This window comes from Streptomyces sp. NPDC044571, assembly GCF_040647115.1.
Taxonomy (GTDB): domain Bacteria; phylum Actinomycetota; class Actinomycetes; order Streptomycetales; family Streptomycetaceae; genus Streptomyces.
On sequence record NZ_JBEZBN010000035.1, the window covers coordinates 18,922 to 38,743 of the forward strand.

General features: G+C 71.4%; 17 protein-coding genes. 7 read left to right on the top strand and 10 right to left on the bottom strand.

What is annotated here, in order from left to right:
• The 4 genes from AB0B01_RS19805 to AB0B01_RS19820 all read right to left on the bottom strand — a co-directional run bounded on the left by AB0B01_RS19805 (position 1) and on the right by AB0B01_RS19820 (position 3,944).
• Positions 1 to 693 (bottom strand): hypothetical protein, encoded by a 693-nt coding sequence (locus AB0B01_RS19805; RefSeq protein ID WP_361720355.1) that lies wholly within the window; start codon positions 691 to 693, stop codon positions 1 to 3.
• Between the two features lie 43 nt (positions 694 to 736).
• Complete coding sequence (locus AB0B01_RS19810) at positions 737 to 1,510, bottom strand: ABC transporter permease (RefSeq protein WP_361720358.1); 774 nt, start codon at positions 1,508 to 1,510, stop codon at positions 737 to 739.
• The gene (locus AB0B01_RS19815; protein ID WP_361720470.1) at positions 1,507 to 2,484 is read right to left on the bottom strand and encodes an ABC transporter ATP-binding protein; all 978 of its coding nucleotides are present in this window, start codon (positions 2,482 to 2,484) and stop codon (positions 1,507 to 1,509) included. The genes AB0B01_RS19810 and AB0B01_RS19815 overlap by 4 nt, the downstream gene beginning before the upstream one ends.
• 155 nt (positions 2,485 to 2,639) lie before the next feature.
• Positions 2,640 to 3,944, bottom strand: coding sequence for an NYN domain-containing protein (locus AB0B01_RS19820; RefSeq protein ID WP_361720361.1), 1,305 nt, complete (start codon positions 3,942 to 3,944; stop codon positions 2,640 to 2,642).
• 230 nt (positions 3,945 to 4,174) lie between these two features.
• Between AB0B01_RS19820 and AB0B01_RS19825 the strand changes: the two genes are divergently transcribed.
• Positions 4,175 to 4,339, top strand: a complete 165-nt coding sequence (locus AB0B01_RS19825) for a hypothetical protein (protein WP_361720364.1) — start codon at positions 4,175 to 4,177, stop codon at positions 4,337 to 4,339.
• An 87-nt stretch (positions 4,340 to 4,426) separates the two neighbouring features.
• Here AB0B01_RS19825 and dnaE read toward each other — a convergent pair whose 3' ends face one another.
• Complete coding sequence (gene dnaE / locus AB0B01_RS19830) at positions 4,427 to 7,969, bottom strand: DNA polymerase III subunit alpha (protein WP_361720367.1); 3,543 nt, start codon at positions 7,967 to 7,969, stop codon at positions 4,427 to 4,429.
• A 169-nt stretch (positions 7,970 to 8,138) separates the two neighbouring features.
• Between dnaE and AB0B01_RS19835 the strand changes: the two genes are divergently transcribed.
• The 5 genes from AB0B01_RS19835 to AB0B01_RS19855 all read left to right on the top strand — a co-directional run bounded on the left by AB0B01_RS19835 (position 8,139) and on the right by AB0B01_RS19855 (position 14,007).
• The gene (locus AB0B01_RS19835) at positions 8,139 to 9,464 is read left to right on the top strand and encodes a DUF2252 domain-containing protein (protein WP_361720370.1); all 1,326 of its coding nucleotides are present in this window, start codon (positions 8,139 to 8,141) and stop codon (positions 9,462 to 9,464) included.
• Positions 9,465 to 9,525: 61 nt separating this feature from the next.
• Positions 9,526 to 10,215: a hypothetical protein gene (locus tag AB0B01_RS19840; RefSeq protein ID WP_361720373.1), complete on the top strand. Its 690-nt coding sequence runs from the start codon at positions 9,526 to 9,528 to the stop codon at positions 10,213 to 10,215.
• Positions 10,216 to 10,264: 49 nt separating this feature from the next.
• Positions 10,265 to 11,062, top strand: coding sequence for a thioredoxin domain-containing protein (locus tag AB0B01_RS19845; protein ID WP_361720376.1), 798 nt, complete (start codon positions 10,265 to 10,267; stop codon positions 11,060 to 11,062).
• 118 nt (positions 11,063 to 11,180) lie between these two features.
• The gene (locus AB0B01_RS19850; protein ID WP_361720379.1) at positions 11,181 to 12,845 is read left to right on the top strand and encodes an alkaline phosphatase D family protein; all 1,665 of its coding nucleotides are present in this window, start codon (positions 11,181 to 11,183) and stop codon (positions 12,843 to 12,845) included.
• Positions 12,846 to 13,068: 223 nt separating this feature from the next.
• Entirely contained in the window at positions 13,069 to 14,007 is a 939-nt protein-coding gene (locus AB0B01_RS19855; RefSeq protein WP_361720473.1) for a zinc metalloprotease, read from the top strand.
• A 97-nt stretch (positions 14,008 to 14,104) separates the two neighbouring features.
• Here the strand turns inward: AB0B01_RS19855 and AB0B01_RS19860 are convergent, their stop codons facing one another.
• On the bottom strand, positions 14,105 to 14,683 hold the full coding sequence (locus AB0B01_RS19860) for a dienelactone hydrolase family protein (protein WP_361720382.1): 579 nt from the start codon (positions 14,681 to 14,683) through the stop codon (positions 14,105 to 14,107).
• Positions 14,684 to 14,725: 42 nt separating this feature from the next.
• Between AB0B01_RS19860 and AB0B01_RS19865 the strand changes: the two genes are divergently transcribed.
• Positions 14,726 to 15,799, top strand: a complete 1,074-nt coding sequence (locus tag AB0B01_RS19865; RefSeq protein ID WP_361720385.1) for a mechanosensitive ion channel domain-containing protein — start codon at positions 14,726 to 14,728, stop codon at positions 15,797 to 15,799.
• A 112-nt stretch (positions 15,800 to 15,911) separates the two neighbouring features.
• Here AB0B01_RS19865 and AB0B01_RS19870 read toward each other — a convergent pair whose 3' ends face one another.
• The 4 genes from AB0B01_RS19870 to lspA all read right to left on the bottom strand — a co-directional run bounded on the left by AB0B01_RS19870 (position 15,912) and on the right by lspA (position 19,685).
• Positions 15,912 to 17,504: a Na+/H+ antiporter gene (locus AB0B01_RS19870; protein ID WP_361720388.1), complete on the bottom strand. Its 1,593-nt coding sequence runs from the start codon at positions 17,502 to 17,504 to the stop codon at positions 15,912 to 15,914.
• Between the two features lie 142 nt (positions 17,505 to 17,646).
• Positions 17,647 to 18,129, bottom strand: a complete 483-nt coding sequence (locus tag AB0B01_RS19875; RefSeq protein WP_361720391.1) for a GNAT family N-acetyltransferase — start codon at positions 18,127 to 18,129, stop codon at positions 17,647 to 17,649.
• The gene (locus AB0B01_RS19880; RefSeq protein ID WP_356852637.1) at positions 18,126 to 19,067 is read right to left on the bottom strand and encodes an RluA family pseudouridine synthase; all 942 of its coding nucleotides are present in this window, start codon (positions 19,065 to 19,067) and stop codon (positions 18,126 to 18,128) included. The genes AB0B01_RS19875 and AB0B01_RS19880 overlap by 4 nt, the downstream gene beginning before the upstream one ends.
• A 75-nt stretch (positions 19,068 to 19,142) precedes the next feature.
• Positions 19,143 to 19,685, bottom strand: coding sequence for a signal peptidase II (gene lspA, locus AB0B01_RS19885; RefSeq protein WP_361720476.1), 543 nt, complete (start codon positions 19,683 to 19,685; stop codon positions 19,143 to 19,145).
• Between the last annotated feature and the right edge of the window lie 137 nt (positions 19,686 to 19,822).

Consider the following 19,822-nt stretch of genomic DNA (forward strand, 5'->3'; position numbering starts at 1 on the left):
TCAGGGGCGCGGGGGTTCCTGGGCCGAGGAGTCCGCGGAAGAGTCCGACGGGGACGAGGGTGACGGGCCCGTCGGGGCCGCCGGGGCCGAACGGTCCGCGTGGACGTGGGCCGGGGGGTAGGCGCCCGACCACGGGGCGACCGGCTCCGGGTCGTAGGGGGCCCACAGCGCCGTGAGGCCCAGGTGCACCGCGGCCGCCGCCATCGGCCACACCAGCAGCACCCCGTACGCGCGCAGCCGCAGCGGCGCATCGAACGGCACACCCTTGCCCGCCGCCCGTGCGGCGGCCACCACGTCGGTGGAGGGGCCCAGCCACACGCCCAGCCGCCACCCGACCAGCGCGGCGAAGACCGACCCGAATACCAGTCCCACCACCAGGGGGACGCTCCCGCGCCGACGCCACAGGAAGGCGAGGACGGCGCTCAGCACGCCCATCGCCAGGGACAGCAGGAAGAACGTCCCGTCGGCGCCGATCTGCGCCTCGCTCTCGGTGCTCCGCAGGAAGACGGCCTCGCCGTTCGACACGTACTGCGCCCGCGGCGCCAGCCACAGCCACAGCAGTCCGAGGAGCACGCCGGCCACCCCGGTCACCAGGGCGACGGCAGCCCCGTCTCGGATGTCCCCGAGGGTGATGCCCCCGGCGGGCGACGGCGGTTCGGGCAGGGGGGAGGGTGTGGTCACGGCTTCGGTCACCCCCACATCGTGCCAGGTGCACCCGCCGCGGACCTCACCGGCGTCAGCGGACCGCCGCCCGGCGGTAGGCCCACGTCGCCACGGCCAGGGAGAGCACGCCCACCGCACCGCACACGCCGAGGTCGGCGGCGACCTTCGCCCAGTCCGGATGCGGGGCGAAGGTCCGTGCGAAGGCCTCCACCCCGTACGTGGACGGCAGCAGGTCCCGCGCCCACACCACGGCCTCCGGCATCCGCTCCGCCGGGAGCACGCCCAGCAGCAGCGCCGCCGACATGCCGAGCTGCCCGGCCAGCGTGGCCAGCTCCTGCCGCGGCGCCAGCAGCCCCAGCGCCGCGCCCAGCCCGGCCAGCGCGGCCCCCGCCAGCGGCACCACCGCGGCCAGGATCCACAGCCCGCCCATCGGCAGCCCGAACAGCACGCACCCGAACACCGCCGTCACCAGCGTGCCCGGCAGCGTGAAGGAGGCGTACGCGCCGGCCGCGCCCAGCACCACCGATGCCGGCGGCACCGGCAGGGTGGCGTAGTGGTCCAGCCCGCCGCCGGCCCGCAGCTGCCCGAAGTACTGGGCGAGCAGGTTCAGCGCGACGAACGCGACGACGAGCACCGAGGAGCCGGCCACCACGGCCCGCGCCTCCGAACCGCCGTCGACCACGCCCCGCATCAGGACCATGATCCCGACGGACTGGAACGTGGCCACGAACAGCAGGGGGATACGGGCGACCCGCGCCCGGGACAGCTGCGCCCGGTACACGGCGGCCAGCGCCGGGAAGAAACGGGCCCGCGGGGCGAGGACGGCCAGGGCCTGGGCGGTGCTCATGCCTTCACCAGTCCCTTCGCCGTGCGTCCGCCGAGCGCGAGGTAGACGTCCTCCAGGCTCGGGGTGGCCAGGGTGAAGTCGTCGAGGGCGGCGAACGCCGGCCCGCCGGTCAGCGCGGCCACCGCGGCCCGCGCCTCGTCCGGGGCCAGGCGCAGCACCCAGCGGCGGCCGGCCTCGGCGGCAGCGGGGGCGAGCGAGGCGACCTCCGGCACGTCCAGCGGGGGCGCGGTGCGCCACACCAGTTCCAGCCGGACCTCGCCGGAGACCCTGGCCTTCAGTCCGCCAGGGGTGTCGCAGGCGATGACCCGGCCCTGGTCGATGACGGCGACCCGGTCCAGGACGGTCTCGGCCTCGATGACGTTGTGGGTGACCAGCAGCACCGTGGCGCCGTGCTGGGCGCGCCGCCGGTCCACGGCCGCCCACACGGCCCGCCGGGCCACCGGGTCCATGCCGGTGGTGGGCTCGTCGAGGACCAGTACCGGCCGCTCGCCGACCAGGGCGGCGGCGAAGCAGGCCAGCCGTCGCTGTCCGCCGGAGAGTTTCTTCAGGGGCCGCCCGGCGATCCCGGTCAGGCCGAGTTCCTCCAGTACGGCGTCCCGCGCGGTCCGCGCCGCCCGGGCGTCGAGCCCGCGCAGCCGCCCGGTGGTCTCGGCGGCCAGGGCCACCGTCAGCTCGTCCAGGGCGGTGGACTCCTGCCCCAGGTAGGCGAGGAGCCGAGCCGCCCGCTCCGGGTGGCGTACGAGGTCGTGGCCGAGCAGGGTGACGGCGCCCGAGTCGGGCCGCAGCAGGCCGGTGAGCTGGCGGACCAGCGTCGACTTGCCGGCGCCGTTGGGGCCGAGCAGGCCGAAGATCTCACCGCGCCGGACGTCCAGGCAGATCCCGTCGGTGGCCCGGGTCTCGGGCAGCGCGGGAGCCCCGCGCCGGCCCCGTACCGCGGGGTACGTCTTGACCAGGTCACGCACCGCGCAGACCACGTCGGCCGCCGCGTCCGCGGCGACTGCCGTGCTCGGTGTTGCTTGTGCTGTGCCCGTACTCACGAGGGAGCAGCCTACGCGCTTTCCCCCGGGCCGCCGCTGGGAGGTACCCCCACCTCCACTCGGGCTCCGGCGCGTGTCGTGCGGCTCTCGTCCTAGTCGGCCGCCGGGGTCGCCGGCGCCTGGGCCGCGGGGGACGGGGGCCCGGCCACGTGTTCGGCGGCGGCGCGGACGTCGATCTCCCGCCAGAACCCGGCCCGGATGGCGTACCGGTCGTGCTCGTCGATCTGGTCGTCCTTGTGGGCGAGGAGCCCGAAGCGGGCGGCGTAGCGCAGCAGTTCGCCGTCGATCCGGTGCGGGATCCGCGGGTACATGGTGGCCAGCTTCTGCAGGTGGACGCTGTCGGGGAGGCGTTCCATCCAGCGCCGGGCGAAGACCTGGCCGACCTCGAAGGGGTCGCCTCCGACGGTGGTGATGTCCTCCTCCCGGTCGGCCCAGCGCTGTTCGGCAGAGGTGAGCTGGGCGAGGGTGGGCAGGGAGGCGGTCTCGGCGGGCTCCCCCAGCGGTCCGGCCCGGTCGATCCAGCCCTTGTCGGAGGACCAGCGCAGGGCGCTGCTGCCCGCCGGGTGCGGTGTCCCGCCCTGGCCGCCGGCCGGGCCGGCCTGCTGGCCGGGGGCGCGCAGGGCGCCGGCGAGGTCCTTGGGGGTGGGGACGGTCTTGCCGCCGGAGGCGGGCGCCGGGACGGGGGCGCAGCTCTGCTCGGCCGGGACGGGCGGGGTCTCGCCGGTGGTGCCCGCGGCGCTGCGGGCGGCCTCGGCGAGGGCCGCCTCGGGCAGGGGGGCGGAGAGGATGGCGGCGATCTCGGGGCGCGGGGCGGGTGGCGGGGCGCACAGCCCGGCGAGGTCCTTGGCGCGGACGGCGCGGGTGATCCAGGCCCGGTCGAGGACACGGCGTTCGTCGGCCTCGGCGACGAGGTCCTCGGACTGGTTGTAGTCGCCGTCGGCGGCCTGGACGGCCCACAGGTGGACGGCGACGCCGTGTTCCTTGGCGGACATCAGGCCGGGCAGCAGGTCTCCGTCGCCGGTGACGAGCACGACGTCCGAGCAGGCGCGGTTGCGGGCCAGTTCGGTCAGCTCGGCGTGCATGGCGGCGTCCACGCCCTTCTGCGCCCAGCGGCCGTCGCTGCGGGTCAGGGCGCCCAGGCGGACGGTGACCCGGGGCATGACGCGTAGCCGCCGGTGCTCGGGCTGCGGCACCCGGTCGGGTGCGCCGTCGAACCAGTAGATCCGCAGCAGGGGCTGCTCGGTGTCGGCCTCGGCCCGCTCGCGCAGGCCCTGGATGAGAGCGGCATGGTCGACGGTGATGCGGGAGCGGGAGGGCTCCCCCGCGAGGAGGCTTGCGGCGGCGCCCAGCAGGTAGCCGGCATCCACCAGGACGACGCAGCGGTCCACGCGTTCCACCCTCTTCCCCGGGGATCCTCTGTGTTTTCTGCGGGTCCCCCGAGTCTGCCCGACCGCAAGGGCGTTGACGGCCGGAACTCGATCATCGGCGTGGCGGATGTTCCGGGAGTGCGGCCGGGTCCGGGCCCGGCGCGGTTCCTCCGCACGGTAATGATCCAAAATGCGGGGTTTCTGGTGCTGTGTGAGGGTGAAGGCGGTCCTGGCCCCTAGACCCTCACGGAGGCTCCACCATGGCCAAGAACAAGAACCAGAAGCAGCCCGCCAAGCAGCAGTCCCGCTCCGCGGGGGACGCGGCGAAGGGCTCGGCGGAAGCGGTGTCGGAGCACGCGTCGTCGGCCCCCAGTCCGATGGACATGGCCCGCAAGGGCAGGCAGAAGAAGTTCGGCCACAACTGACCGCCTCCGCGAGCGGTGTGCGAAGGGGCGCGCCCTGTTTCCGGGCGCGCCCCTCGTCGCGTGCTGCGGCACGGGGCCGCACGGGTGCTATCCGGCGAGGCAGGACGGCCCGAGGAGCACCTTGAGGTCCCCGAAGAGGGCCGGGTCGGGCTGTACTCGGTGCTTGTCGAGGCGCAGCACGGTGGTGGTGCGCGGCCCCTGGAGCTTGATCCGGACCTCGGTGTTGCCCTTGTGGTGGCGGAGGATCTCGCCCAGCCGGGTGACCATCGGAGGGGTGACCTTGACGGTGGGGATGGTGAGGACGACGGGGGCGTTCGTCCCGGCGGAGGAGAGGTCGGGGACCATCATCTCCATGGCGACCAGCCGGGGGACGTCCTCGCGCTTGTCGAGGCGGCCCTTGACGAAGACGACGGTGTCCTCGACCAGCTGGGTCGAGACCAGCTGGTAGGTCGCGGGGAAGAACATGCACTCGATGGACCCGGCGAGGTCCTCGACGGTGGCGATGGCCCAGGCATTGCCCTGCTTGGTCATCTTGCGCTGGAGGCCCGAGATGATGCCGCCGATGGTGACGACGGCGCCGTCGGAGTGCTCGCCGCCGGTCAGCTGGGAGATGCCGGCGTCGGTCTTGTCCGACAGGACGTGTTCCAGGCCGAACAGCGGGTGGTCGGAGACGTAGAGGCCGAGCATCTCGCGCTCCTGGGCGAGCAGGTAGGACTTCTCCCATTCGACGTCGGAGAACTCGACGTCGAGGCCGAATCCGGGTTCGTCGCTGCCGCCCTCGTCTCCCATGCCGCCGAAGAGGTCGAACTGGCCCTCGGCCTCCTTGCGCTTGACCGCGACCACGTTGTCGATCATCGACTCGTGGTGGGCGACCAGGCCCTTGCGGGTGTGGCCCATCTCGTCGAAGGCGCCGGCCTTGATCAGCGACTCGACGGTCCGCTTGTTGCAGACGACGGCCTCGACCTTGTCCAGGAAGTCGGGGAAGGAGGAGTACTTCCCCTTGGCCTTCCTGGTCTTGATGATCGAGTCGACGACGTTCTGGCCGACGTTGCGCACGGCGGTGAGGCCGAAGAGGATCACGTCGTCGCCCTGGGCGGCGAAGTTCGACTCCGACTCGTTCACATTGGGCGGGAGCACCTTGATGCCCATGCGCCGGCACTCGTTCAGGTAGATCGCGGACTTGTCCTTGTCGTCCTTGACCGAGGTGAGCAGGCCGGCCATGTACTCGGCCGGGTGGTTGGCCTTGAGGTAGGCGGTCCAGTAGGAGACCAGTCCGTACGCGGCCGAGTGGGCCTTGTTGAAGGCGTAGCCGGCGAAGGGGACCAGGACGTCCCACAGCTTCTGGATGGCCTCGTCGGAGTAGCCGTTCTTGCGGGCGCCGGCCTGGAAGATGGTGAAGTTCTTCGCCAGCTCGTCGGGCTTCTTCTTGCCCATGACGCGGCGCAGGATGTCGGCCTCGCCGAGCGAGTACCCGGCGATGATCTGGGCGGCCTTCTGGACCTGCTCCTGGTAGACGATCAGGCCGTAGGTGACCGCGAGCACCTCTTCGAGCGGCTTTTCCAGCTCGGGGTGGATCGGGGTGATCTCCTGCTGCTTGTTCTTGCGCAGCGCGTAGTTCGTGTGCGAGTTCATGCCCATCGGGCCCGGCCGGTACAGGGCCGAGACGGCGGAGATGTCCTCGAAGTTGTCGGGCTTCATCAGGCGCAGCAGGGAGCGCATGGGCCCGCCGTCGAACTGGAAGACGCCGAGGGTGTCGCCGCGCTGGAGCAGTTCGAAGGTCTTGGGGTCGTCGAGCGGCAGGGCCAGGAGGTCGATGTCGATCCCCTTGTTGGCCTTCACCATCTTGACGGCGTCGTCCATGATCGTGAGGTTGCGCAGGCCGAGGAAGTCCATCTTGAGCAGGCCGAGCGACTCGCAGCTCGGGTAGTCCCACTGGGTGATGGTGACGCCGTCGGTGTGCCGCACCCAGACGGGTACGTGGTCGGTGATCGTCTCACTGGACATGATCACGCCGGCCGCGTGCACGCCCATCTGGCGGACCAGGCCCTCGACGCCCATGGCGGTGTCGATGACCTTCTTCACGTCCGGCTCGTTCTCGTACATCGAGCGGATCTCGCCCGCCTCGCCGTAGCGCGGGTGGTTCGGGTCGAGGATGCCGGAGAGCGGGATGCCCTTGCCGAGGACGTCGGCGGGCATGGCCTTGGTGAGCCGGTCGCCCATGGCGTACGGGTAGCCCAGGACGCGGGCGGAGTCCTTGATGGCGTTCTTGGCCTTGATCGTGCCGTAGGTGCCGATCATGGCGACCTTGTCCTGGCCGTACTTCTCGGTCACGTACCTGATCACCTCGACGCGCCTGCGCTCGTCGAAGTCGATGTCGACGTCGGGCATGGAGATGCGCTCGGGGTTCAGGAAGCGCTCGAAGATCAGGCCGTGCGGGATGGGGTCGAGGTCGGTGATGCCGAGGGCGTAGGCCACGATCGAGCCGGCCGCGGAGCCTCGGCCGGGGCCGACGGCGATGCCCTGCTTCTTGGCCCACATGATGAAGTCGGCGACCACGAGGAAGTAGCCCGGGAAGCCCATCGAGATGATGGTGTCCATCTCGTACTCGACCTGCTTCATGCGGTCCTCGGGGATGCCGCCCGGGAAGCGGCGGTGCATGCCCCGCATGGTCTCCTCGCGGAACCAGGTGACCTCGGTGTAGCCCTCCGGGATGTCGAACTTCGGCATCAGGTTCCGGAACGTGAACATGCCCTCGGTGTCGATCTGGTCCGCGACCAGCTTCGTGTTGGCGCAGCCCTCCTGCCAGGCGTCCGAGGAGTCGATGGCGTACATCTCGTCCGTGGACTTCAGGTAGTAGCCGCTGCCGTCGAACCGGAAGCGGTCCGGGTCCGAGAGGTTCTTGCCGGTCTGGATGCAGAGCAGGGCGTCGTGGGCGGCCGCCTCGCTCGCGTAGGTGTAGTGCGAGTCGTTGGTCACCAGCGGCGGGATGCCGAGCTTCTTGCCGATCTCCAGCAGGCCGTCGCGGACCCGGCGCTCGATCTCGATGCCGTGGTCCATCAGCTCCAGGAAGTAGCGGTCCTTGCCGAAGATGTCCTGGTACTCGGACGCCGACTTCAGGGCCTCGTCGAACTGGCCGAGGCGCAGCCGGGTCTGGAGCTCGCCGGAGGGGCAGCCGGTGGAGGCGATCAGGCCCTCCGACCACTGGCTGATGGTCTCCTTGTCCATGCGCGGCCACTTCGTGAGCCAGCCCTCGGCGTAGGCGTCGGAGGACAGCCGGAAGAGGTTGTGCAGGCCGGTGGCGTTCGCCGCCCAGATCGTCTTGTGGGTGTAGCCGCCGGAACCGGAGACGTCGTCGCGCTTCTGGTGCGGCTGGCCCCACTGGATGCGGCGCTTGTTGCGCCGGGACTCGGGGGCGACGTACGCCTCGATGCCGATGATCGGGGTGATCCCGGCCTTCTGGGCGGAATGGAAGAAGTCGTACGCCCCGTGCAGGTTGCCGTGGTCGGACATGGCGATGTGCGACATGCCCATCTCGTTGCACGCCTTGAACATGTCCTTGAGCCGCGCGGCACCGTCCAGCAGCGAGTACTGGGTGTGGACGTGCAGGTGCGTGAACGGCGGCTTGGTCACGGTGGCAGACCTCCGGAGGCTGTGAGGGGGGCAGCCTCGAAGTCTACGTCGGCCGGCTGACAGATCCGGGGCACCGACCGGTACGGTCATGCGTTGCACAGCCAAGGACACCTGTCCGCCCCCTCACGATCGACAACGTGAACCATCGCGCCACCAGGAGGCACCCGCCATGGCGGTCCCCGAGACGACGAACGAACAGCGCGCCGAGCAGATACTCGACGTCTTCGACACCGCGTTCGGTGAGCTGCTCGCCGCCGACCCCGCCGCCTTCCAGGTCAAGTTCCGCAAGATGGCGGCCTCGGCCTTCGCCTTCTACCGGGGCACGGCCTGCCTCTTCTACGCCGACCTGGAGCACGACCGCCACGGCGGCCCGTACCTGGACGAGCGGACCGGCCGGGTGTGGATCCACGGCGATCTGCACGCCGAGAACTTCGGCACCTACATGGACGCCAACGGCCGCCTGATCTTCAACGTCAACGACTTCGACGAGGCCTACGTCGGCCCCTTCACCTGGGACCTCAAGCGGTTCGCCGCCTCCGTGGCCCTGATCGGCTACACCAAGGCCTTCAGCGACGAGCAGATCAGCGAGCTCGTCCGGATCTACGCGGGCGCCTACCGGGAGCGGATCCACCACCTCGCGACGGGCGGCCGGCACGAGGAGGTGCCCTCCTTCACCCTGGACACCGCCGACGGCCCGCTGCTGGCGGCCCTGCGCGCAGCCCGCTCCCGCACCCGCTTCTCGCTGCTGGACTCGATGACCGAGATCCGGGACTACGAGCGGCGCTTCACGGCCGGCGGGGGCTCCATCGAGCTGGACGCCGCCACCCGCTACAAGGTGCTGGCCGCCTTCGACGGGTACCTGGAGACCCTGCCCGACGAGTCGCTGGTGCGGCCGGACTCCTACCGGGTCAAGGACGTGGTGGGCCGCCGGGGCGTGGGCATCGGCTCGGCCGGCCTGCCCTCGTACAACATCCTGCTGGAGGGACACAGCGACGCCCTGGAGAACGACGTCGTGATCTACCTCAAGCAGGCGCAGACCCCGGCGGTGTCCCGGCACATCACCGACCGGGCGGTGCGGAACTACTTCGCGCACGAGGGCCACCGCACGGTGATCTCCCAGCGGGCCCTGCAGGCGCACGCCGACCCGTGGCTGGGCTGGACGGAGCTCGACGGGTCCGGGCAGCTGGTGGCCGAGGTCTCCCCGTACGCGGTGGACCTGGACTGGGGCGACCTCGACGACCCGGAGGAGATCGCGGCCGTGGTCGCGGATCTGGGCCGGGCCACGGCGACCATGCACGCGGCGGCCGACGAGGCCGGGAGCGGCCACTCGCTGGTCCCCTTCTCCACCGAGCGGGCCATCGACGCGGCCATCGCGGCCGACGAGGAGGGCTTCGCGCAGCTGCTGGTCGACTTCGCGCACGCCTACGGCGCCCGGGCCCGCACCGATCACCAGATCTTCGTGGACCTGTTCCGCAACGGCAGGATCCGGCCGTAAGGTCCCCGCGGTCCGGGGCCCAGGCCTTGGATTCACAGGGAGGCATGGCACACTCGCGGCGATGGGCATATCAGGGGCGGGACTCAGAGGGCTGCGGGCGGCGCTGTTCAGCGCGCTGGTCGTGCTGCTCTCCACCGGCTCGCACGTCCTGTTGTCGCGGGTGCCGCTGCCGCCCGCGACGGCGGCCGGTGCCTTCGCCGCCGTCTTCGTGATCGCGTACGCGCTGGCGGGCCGCGAGCGGGGCTTCGGCCCCATCGCCGCCCTGCTCGTACCGCTGGAACTGGCCGCCGACACGGTCTTCACCACCGGGCAGCACGTCTGCTACGGCCCGGCGGGCGGGCCCGTCTCGGGGCCGCTGCGGGCCATCGGCCTCGACGGCCTGTGCGGCGGGGCGCCGGTGGGCGGCCCGCTGACCGGGATGCCCGCGCCCGGGCACGATCCGGCCGCGCTGCTCGCCTCGCCCGGCCCGTGGACGCCCTGGCTGCTGCTCGGCGGCCACGTCTGCATCGGGCTGCTGGCCGCGGCCTGGCTGCGGTACGGGGAGCGGGCGCTGGGCCGGCTGGTGCGGGCGGTGGCCGCCTTCGCGTTCCGGCCGCTGCTGCTGGTGGCCGCCTCGGCCGCGGCGGCCGCCCGCCCGCTCCGGCGTACGGCCCGGCCGACGCTTCCGGGCGCGGCGGCCCGTACGCGCTTTCCCGCCCACTCCGTGGGACGTCGGGGACCTCCCGTACGCGCGGCGCTCCTGAGCGCCTGAGACGCGTACGGCAGTTCCTTTCCCCCTTTGTCACACCACGGAGATCAAGATGAGTGCACGCAACAGCCAGGCGAACAAGGCGGCGGCCCGCGAGCGGCTGCGCGCCGAGCGCGAGCAGCAGGCGAAGAAGGCGAAGGCGCGCCGCCAGGTGGCCGTGGCGGTCGGCGTGCTCGCGGTCCTCGGCGTGATAGGCGCCGTCGGCTACGCGGTCGTCCAGTTCAACAAGCCCGGCGAGTGGGAGAAGGCCGCGGACGCCGAGCTCGTCGCACCGAAGAACACCACGGGCGACAACGGCACGACCATCGTCCTGGGCAAGGCCGACGCCAAGAAGACCCTGGAGCTCTACGAGGACGCGCGCTGCCCGGTCTGCTCGCAGTTCGAGCAGAACGTCGGACCGCAGATCAAGAAGGACCTCGACGCCGGCAAGTACAAGATCCAGTACGTCGGCGCCACCTTCCTCGACAAGGCCTTCGGGGGCAGCGGCTCCAAGAACGCCCTGAGCGCGCTGGGCGCGGCCCTCAACGTCAGCCCCGAGGCGTTCCTGGAGTACAAGTCGGCCCTCTACTCCAAGGAGAACCACCCGGAGGAGAAGGACGACAAGTTCGGCAAGGACGACTACCTGCTCCAGGTCGCCGACCAGGTGCCGGCGCTCAAGGGGAACGCCGAGTTCAAGAAGGCCGTCGAGGACGGTACGTACAACCGCTGGGCGATCGAGATGTCGAAGCTCTTCGACAAGAGCGGCGTCACGGGCACCCCGTCGCTGAAGATGGACGGCAAGAAGATCGAGATCCAGAAGATGACGCCGGAGGACTTCACGGCCTCCGTCGACAAGGCCCTCGCGGGCTGACCCGGCACCACGGGCCGACCGGCTCTCCGCCAACGGGCGGGCGTACTCCCAGAGTTCGCCCGCCCGTTGCCGCGCAAGGGTGTACCGGGGGTTATACCCGTCAGTAATATGATCGGCCGTGACCAGTCAACTCCCCCTTTCCTCCGCGGCTTCGCCGCGCCGCCGCTCGGTCGTCAAGGCCGCGGCGGCCACCGCGGCCCTCGTCCCCTTCGCGACGGCCGCCCTGGGAACCGCCTCCGCTTCGGCGGCCGGCGCCGCGCCCGCCTTCCTGCACGGGGTCGCCTCCGGCGACCCGCTGCCCGACGGGATCCTCCTGTGGACCCGTGTCACCCCGGTCCCCGAGGCCGTACCCGGCTCCGGCGTCGGCCCGGCCACGCCGGTGACCTGGGAGGTGGCCGAGGACAAGGCCTTCTCCCGGATCGTGGCGAGCGGCTCCGTCACCGCGAGCGCCGCCACCGACCACACGGTCAAGGCGGACGTCCGCGGACTGCGGCCGCAGACCGCGTACTTCTACCGCTTCACCGCCGGGTCCGCCGTCTCCCCGGTCGGGCGGACGCTGACCGCCCCCGGCCACGACACCACGACGCCCGGGGTCCGCTTCGGCGTGGTCTCCTGCGCCAACTGGGAGTCCGGCTACTTCTCGGCCTACCGCCACCTGGCCGCCCGCACCGACCTGCACGCGGTCCTGCACCTGGGCGACTACATCTACGAGTACCAGACCGGGGGGTACCCCGAGGCGAAGTACGTCGTACGCCGCCACGAGCCCCAGCACGAGATCCTCAGCCTCGCCGACTACCGCACCCGGCACGGCACGTACAAGACCGACCCCGACCTCCAGGCCCTGCACGCCGCCCACGCGATCGTGGCGATCTGGGACGACCACGAGTTCGCGAACGACGCCTGGTCGGGCGGCGCGGAGAACCACACCCCGGGGGCCGAGGGCGACTGGGCGGCCCGCGCGGCCGCCGCCAAGCAGGCGTACTTCGAGTGGATGCCCGTGCGCACCTCCACCGCCGGCACCGTCTACCGGCGGCTGCGCTTCGGCACCCTCGCCGACCTGCACCTGCTGGACCTGCGCTCCTTCCGCTCGGAGCAGGTCAAGATCGGCAGCGGCGGCGTGGACGACCCGGAGCGCACCATCACCGGGCGCGCCCAGCTGGACTGGCTCAAGTCCGGCCTGGCGAGCTCGAACGCCTCCTGGAAGCTGGTCGGCACCTCGGTGATGATCTCGCCGGTGGCCTTCGGCTCCCTGCCCGCGCACCTGCTGGGACCCCTCACGAAGCTGCTCGGCCTGCCCGAGGGTGGTCTCGCCATCAACGTGGACCAGTGGGACGGGTACACGGACGACCGCAAGGAGCTGCTCGCCCACCTCAAGGACCGGAACATCAGGAACACGGTGTTCCTGACCGGTGACATCCACATGGCGTGGGCGAACGAGGTTCCGGTGAACATGGCGACGTACCCGGGTTCGGGGACGGCCGCGACGGAGTTCGTGGTGACGTCGGTGACCTCCGACAACATCGACGACATGCTGCACGTGCCGGCGGACACCGCCTCGCTGGTCGCCGAGTCGGCCATCAAGGCCGCCAACTGGCACGTGAAGTGGCTGGACATGGACGCACACGGCTACGGGGTGCTGGACGTCACGGCCGAGCGTTCGCAAATGGACTACTACGTCATATCCGACAAGCGGCGGCAGGACGCCACTTCCGCATGGACCCGCTCGTTCCGGACACTGAACGGCACGCAGAAGGTGGAACGGGTCTACCAGCCGGTTCGCTGACGATTCGTCAAATCTCCTGCCCTAAGGGGCCTCTGGTGCAGACCAGGGGCCCCTTCCGGCTCAGAAGCAACAAATCTTTTACTTACAGGGCTTGCTCTATGCATGACATGGACACATAAGCTTCGCGCCAGCGTGAGGAAATCCCTCACCCCCCACCACGCTTCGCGAGGAGTCGCACGTGCGCGCTGCTGCCCGCATATCCCCCAAGCTCCGCCGCCGCCTCATGGGTACGGCCGTCCTGGCCGGAACCCTGGCGTTCGCCCCCCTGACGGCCCCCACCACCTTCGCCGTCGCCAAGTCCGGCTCCGAGGCCTGCGCCGGTACGGACGCCTCCGCCAACGCACGCGTCGCCCGTCCGAAGGACAAGAAGGCGGCCGAGCCCAACGAGGTGACGGACGCCCAGGTCAAGGCCATGGACGCCGACCTCAGCAAGAAGCTCGCCGAGCAGGGCCCGCAGCGGCTCATGCGGGCCGCCGAGGTGACCACCGCGACCACCATCCCGGTGTACGTCCACGTCATCACCTCCGGTACCGCCGGCAAGCTGACCGCCACGGACATCAACAACCAGATCGCGGTCCTCAACGCCGCCTACAGCGGCCAGGGCACCGGCAACGTCGACGCCGGCTTCCAGTTCTCGCTTGCCGGCACCGACTACACCGACAACGCCTCCTGGTACAACGTGTCCGACGGCACCCAGGCCGAGAAGGACATGAAGACGGCCCTGCGCAAGGGCGGCAAGAACGCGCTCAACATCTACACCGCCAACCTCGGCGGCGGTCTGCTCGGCTGGGCGACCTTCCCGAGCTCCTACGCCTCCCAGCCGAACATGGACGGCGTGGTCCTCCTCAACACCTCGCTCCCGGGCGGTTCCGCCGCCAACTACAACGAGGGCGACACCGCCACCCACGAGGTCGGCCACTGGATGGGCCTCTACCACACCTTCCAGGGCGGCTGCTCGGGCAGCGGCGACTCCGTCTCCGACACCCCGGCCGAGAAGAGCGCGGCGTTCGAGTGCCCGACCGGCCGTGACAGCTGCACCACCAAGGCGGGCGTCGACCCGATCCACAACTTCATGGACTACACGTACGACTCCTGCATGTACCAGTTCACCGCGGGCCAGGTGTCCCGCATGAAGAGCATGTGGACCGCGTACCGCGTCTGATCCTGAAACGGGAGGAGGGGCAGGACACCACCGGTGTCCTGCCCCTCCTCTCCTGTTTCCCGCGTCTTGGTTCCCGCGTCTTGTTTCCCGCGCGGGGTCAGAGGCTGTCGAGGAAGGCGAGCGCCGTCTTCCAGGCCTGCTCCGCGGCCTGTTCGTCGTAGTCGTCCAAATCGGGGTCCGTGAACAGGTGCCCGGCGCCCGGGTACCGGTGCACCTCCACGTCAGCGCCCGCCCGCTGCATCCGCAGGTACCAGGCGGTCAGCCAGTCGTGCGGCTCGAACGGGTCCGGGTCCGCGACGTGCAGTTGGACCGGCAGCTCGTCCACCGCGGCGTCCTCGTCCAGGTCCGCCGTCCCGTGCAGGAGCAGCAGCCCGCGCGCCTTCTCGTCGGCCAGGGCCAGGTGCTGGGCGACGGAACCGCCGAAGGAGAAGCCCGCGTAGACCAGACCCTGGTCCGAGTGCGGGGCGGAGGCCAGCACCGCCCGCCTGAGCAGCTCGTCGCGGCCGATCTCGTCCTGGTGCGCCATGCCCTCCTCGACGGTGTCGAAGGTGCGTCCCTCGAAGAGATCCGGCACCTGCACCTGGTGCCCGGCCGCGCGCAGCCGGTCGGCCGCCGCGTGCACCGCGGGCCGCAGCCCGTACGTCGAATGGAAGAGCATGATGTTCATGCCTCCCATCGTGCCAGTTTCCGCGGGCCGGTTCCGGTTACGTTGAAGTGCATGGACACAGAGACCTTTCTGCGCCCGACCGCCGTCATCGGCGGCTCACTCCTGGTCACCCTGGTCCTGGGGTGGCTGCTGGACGTGCTGCTGCGCCGCACCGATGCCCGGCACCACGAGACCCCGCTGTGGGGGCAGCTGCGCCACTGCCGGCAGCCCTTCCAGGTGGTCCTGTGCACGACACTCCTGAGAGGTTCGTACCGCGAGGCCCGGATCCTGCCGGAGCACGCCTTCGCAGTGGGCCGGGTGCTGACGCTCGTGCTGATCGCCTCGGCGGCCTGGCTGCTGGTGCGCATCGCCACGGCGGTCGTCGACTCCTCGTACGCCCGCTACGCCGCCGGGTCCGCCAACGACGACCGGGTGCGCCGGGTGCGCACCCAGGTCACGCTGATCCAGCGGGTGGTCACGGCGGTGGTCGTGGTCGTCGCGGTCGCCGCCATGCTGCTCACCTTCCCGCAGATGCGCACGGTCGGCACCTCGATGCTCGCCTCGGCCGGTGTGCTCGGCATCGTGGCGGGCATCGCCGCCCAGTCCTCGCTGGGGAACCTCTTCGCCGGCCTGCAGATCGCCTTCGGCGACACCGTGCGCATCGGCGACACCGTGGTCGTCGACGGCGAGTGGGGCACCGTCGAGGACATCACCCTGACCTACCTGGTGGTCCTCACCTGGGACGAGCGCCGGATCACGATGCCTGTGTCGTATTTCACAGGAAAGCCGTACGAGAACTGGTCGCGCGGCGGCGCCCAGATGACCGGCACCGTCTTCTGGCACCTGGACCACAGCGCGCCCCTGGACCTGATGCGGGAGCAGTTCCAGCGCATCCTGAAGGAGATCCCGGAGTGGGACGGCCGGTACGGCGGCCTCGCTGTGACCGACACCACGCCGCACACGATCCAGGTGCGGGCCGTGGTGACGGCGAAGGACGCCTCCGACGTCTGGACGGTCCGCTGCGAAGTCCGCGAACGCCTGCTGGACTGGCTGGTGACCCACCACCCGTACGCCCTGCCCCGGATCGCCACCTCCCCGGCGGTCCCCTCCCCGCAGCCCCGGCCCTCCGCCCCCGCCGACTGGTGAGCCGGTGCCCTGCCGGGCGGCGCATGCCGCCCGGCAGGGCACCGGCCGGGCGCGGGCTGGGCACCGGCCGGGGCGGGGCTGGGCACCGGCCGGGGCGGGGGCCGGCCGGTTGCTAGGCCCCGCGGAGGCTGCGGACGTCCAGGTGCCGCAGCACCCGGTCCACGATCTCCGGATCCGCTCCCGGCTCGCTCCGGGCGGCCAGCACCTCGTGCCGCGCCGCCGACATCAGCTCCCGCTGGATCCGCTGGATCTCCCGGATCCGCTCCACGCGCTTCGCGTACGCCTCGCGCCGTTCCTCGTCCACCATCTCGGGGCTGATGCGGGCCCCCACGTCGTACGCCCGCCGGTACAGCTGCTCCACCAGGTCCTCCGGCAGGTCCTCCTCGATCTCGATCTCCTTCAGCCGGCGCTTGGCGGCCTTCGCCGCGCGGATCGCCAACTGCCGCTCGGTCTCCCGCTGCGCGTCGACGTCGGGCTCCACGCCCAGCCTGCGCACCAGCGCCGGCAGTGTCAGCCCCTGGCACACCAGCGTCACCATGATCACGGCGAAGGCGATGAAGACGATCTGGTCCCGCGCCGGGAACGGCCCTCCGCCCTCCACCTTCAGCGGGATCGCCAGCGCCAGCGCCACCGAGGCCACCCCGCGCATCCCGGCCCACCACATGACCACGCTCTCCCGCCAGCTCAGCGGGATCTCCTCGTCGTAGTCGCGCCGCTTGTGCAGCCGCTGGGCCAGCCAGCCGGCCGGGAGCAGCCAGAGCAGCCGTACGCCGACCACCACCGCGGTGACCACCGCCGCCCACCCGGCCATCTCCCACTCCCGGCCGCTCGCGACCCCGAACACGTGGTGCAGCTCCAGCCCGATCAGCCCGAACGCCACACCGGTGACCAGCATGTCGACGACCTCCCAGAACGTGTGCCCGGCCAGCCGCCCCAGCACGTCGTCGGCGTCGCTCGCGTACTCCGCGAGGAACAGGGCCGTCGTCAGAACGGCCAGCACTCCCGAGCCCTGGAACTCCTCGGCCAGCACGTACGCCACGAACGGCACGAGCAGCGTCAGCCCGATCTGCAGCGTGGCGTCGCCGAGCCGCCCCATGAGCGCGTTGGTGGCCCACCCCAGGCCCAGGCCGACGGCCACCGCGACGACCGCCGAGAGGACGAAGTCCCCGAGCGCGTCCGGCCAGGAGAAGCTGCCGCTGACGGCGGCGGCGATGGCCACGTGGTAGAGCACGATGGCGGTGACGTCGTTGAAGAGGCCCTCGCCCTCCAGGATGGAGACCATCCGGCGGGGCAGTCCGAGCGATCCGGCGACCGCGGTGGCCGCCACGGGGTCGGGTGGGGCCACGAGCGCCCCGAGGGCGACGGCGGCGGCGATCGGCAGTCCCGGTACGACGGCGTGCGCGACGGCGGCGACGGCCGCGGTCGTGACGAACACGAGGGCGACGGCGAGCAGGAAGATCGGCCGGATGTTGGCGGCGAACTGCCGCCAGGAGGTGCGCTGCGCCGAGGCGTACAGCAGCGGGGGCAGCACCAGCGGCAGGATGTACTCGGGCGGGATGTCGACGTTCGGCACGACCGGCACCAGCGCGAGCACCACCCCGCCGAGGGTCATCAGCACGGGCGCGGGCAGCCGGAGCCGGTCCCCGAGCGGAACGGTGACCACGGCGCCGAGCAACAACACGAACAACAGGGCTAGCTGATCCACTCCCCCACCCTGCCAGGCCGCTGCGCTCGGCCGGTGAGGGCGTCGGGCGTGTCGGCACCGGGCCGCCCGGCGCCTGCCGTCCGGGGCCGAAGCCACGGGGCCACGGGCCACGGGCCACGGGCCACGGGCTACGGGCCACGGGCTACGGCAGCGCGCGGCGCATGGAGCGGTGGGGAATGCCGGCCTCGACGAACTCCGGACCGTAGGCGACGTACCCGAGCCGCTCGTAGAAGCCGAGCGCATGCGTCTGCGCTCCCAGGTCGACCGCCGTCAGGCCCCGCCGGGCCGCCTCCGCCTCGATCGCCCGGACCAGGGCCACGCCGACACCCAGCCCGCGCGCCGACTTGAGCACGGCCAGCCGGCCGAGAGCCCCGACGTCCTCGGCCCCGGTCTTCGCCGCCGCCGCGCTCCCGTGCAGCAGCCGGCCGGCGCCCAGCGGCTCCCCGTCCGGCCCGACGGCCAGCACGTGCACCGCGTCCGCGTCGTACGCGTCGTACTCGATCGACTCCGGCACGGACTGCTCGACCACGAACACCTCCCGCCGCACCGCGAAGCACAGCTCCCGATCCGCCTGCGAGGTGGCGACGCGGGTCTCGAAGCGGGGAGCGGCGGCGGCGGGGCTCACTCGCTCTCGGCCCGGATCACGTCCAGAGCGTGCTGGAGGTCCGCCGGATAGCTGCTCTCGAACTCCACCCACTGCCCGTCCGCCGGGTGCTCGAAGCCGAGCCGTACCGCGTGCAGCCACTGCCGGGTCAGGCCCAGCCGCTTCGCGACGGTCGGGTCGGCGCCGTAGGTCAGGTCGCCGACACAGGGGTGGCGGTGCGCGGACATGTGCACGCGGATCTGGTGGGTACGCCCCGTCTCCAGCTTGATGTCCAGCAGCGATGCGGCACGGAACGCCTCGATCAGGTCGTAGTGCGTGACCGACGGCTTGCCGTCCTGCGTGACGGCCCACTTGTAGTCCGCGCTGGGGTGCCGCCCGATCGGCGCGTCGATCGTGCCGCTCATCGGGTCCGGGTGGCCCTGCACCAGGGCGTGGTAGCGCTTGTCCACGACGCGCTCGCGGAACTGGTTCTTCAGCGAGGTGTACGCGCGCTCCGACTTCGCGACGGCCATCAGGCCGGACGTGCCGACGTCGAGGCGGTGCACGATGCCCTGGCGCTCGGCGGCACCGGAGGTGGAGATCCGGTAGCCGGCCGCGGCGAGCCCGCCGATGACGGTGGTGCCGGTCCAGCCCGGGCTCGGGTGGGCGGCGACGCCTACCGGCTTCATGATCACCACGACGTCGTCGTCGTCATGGATGATCTCCATGCCCGGCACCGGCTCGGCGACGACCTCGACCGCGCGCGGCGGGGCGGGCATCTCGACTTCGAGCCAGGCGCCGCCGTGCACCCGCTCGGACTTCCCGACGACGCTGCCGTCGACCGACACCTTCCCCGCGGCCGCGAGCTCGGCCGCCTTCGTCCGGGAAAATCCGAACATACGGGCGATGGCGGCGTCGACGCGCTCGCCTTCGAGGCCATCGGGAACGGGCAGGGTGCGGATCTCGGGAATCGTACTCACCCGTCGAGTATGCCGGACTCCGCTGCGAAGCCTTCCCGCGATCAGCCCGCGACCGGCCTGCGACCGGCCTGCGGCTCAGTCCTTGTGGACGGTGCCGTCCGGGTCCAGGCCCCGGAACGACAGCAGGACGATCAGGATGCCGCCGCACACGATCGCCGAGTCGGCGAGGTTGAACACGGCGAAGTGGGCGGGCGCGATGAAGTCGACGACGGCTCCGCGGAACACCCCGGGCGACCGAAAGATCCGGTCGGTCAGGTTGCCGAGCGCGCCACCGAGCAGCAGGCCGAGCGCGATGGCCCAGGGCAGGCTGTAGAGCTTCCTGGACAGCCGGACGATCACCACGATCACGGTGGCCGCGATGCAGGTGAAGATGATCGTGAAGGCCTCGCCGAAGCCGAAGGCAGCGCCCGGGTTGCGGATCGCCTCGAACTTGAGCAGGTCGCCGATGATCCGGATCGGCGGCTGGTGCTCAAGCCTCGCGACGACCAGCATCTTGCTGCCGAGGTCGAGCAGGTAGGCGAGCACCGCCACCACGAGCAGCGCCACGATCCGCCGACGGCCCGTGGGCCCGGCGGACTCGGGCTGGGCGTCGTCCCCGACCTCCGGCGTACCGATGATGCGCTCCGCCTCTGTCACGTGAGTCCCTCGAACTAGCTCGAACCAGGTTTCCGGCGGCAACGGCACCGCCCTGCCAGGCTCCTGGACCCTGACGAGACACGAGAGTACGTCAGGGCCCCCTCGGACCGCCGCCCGGC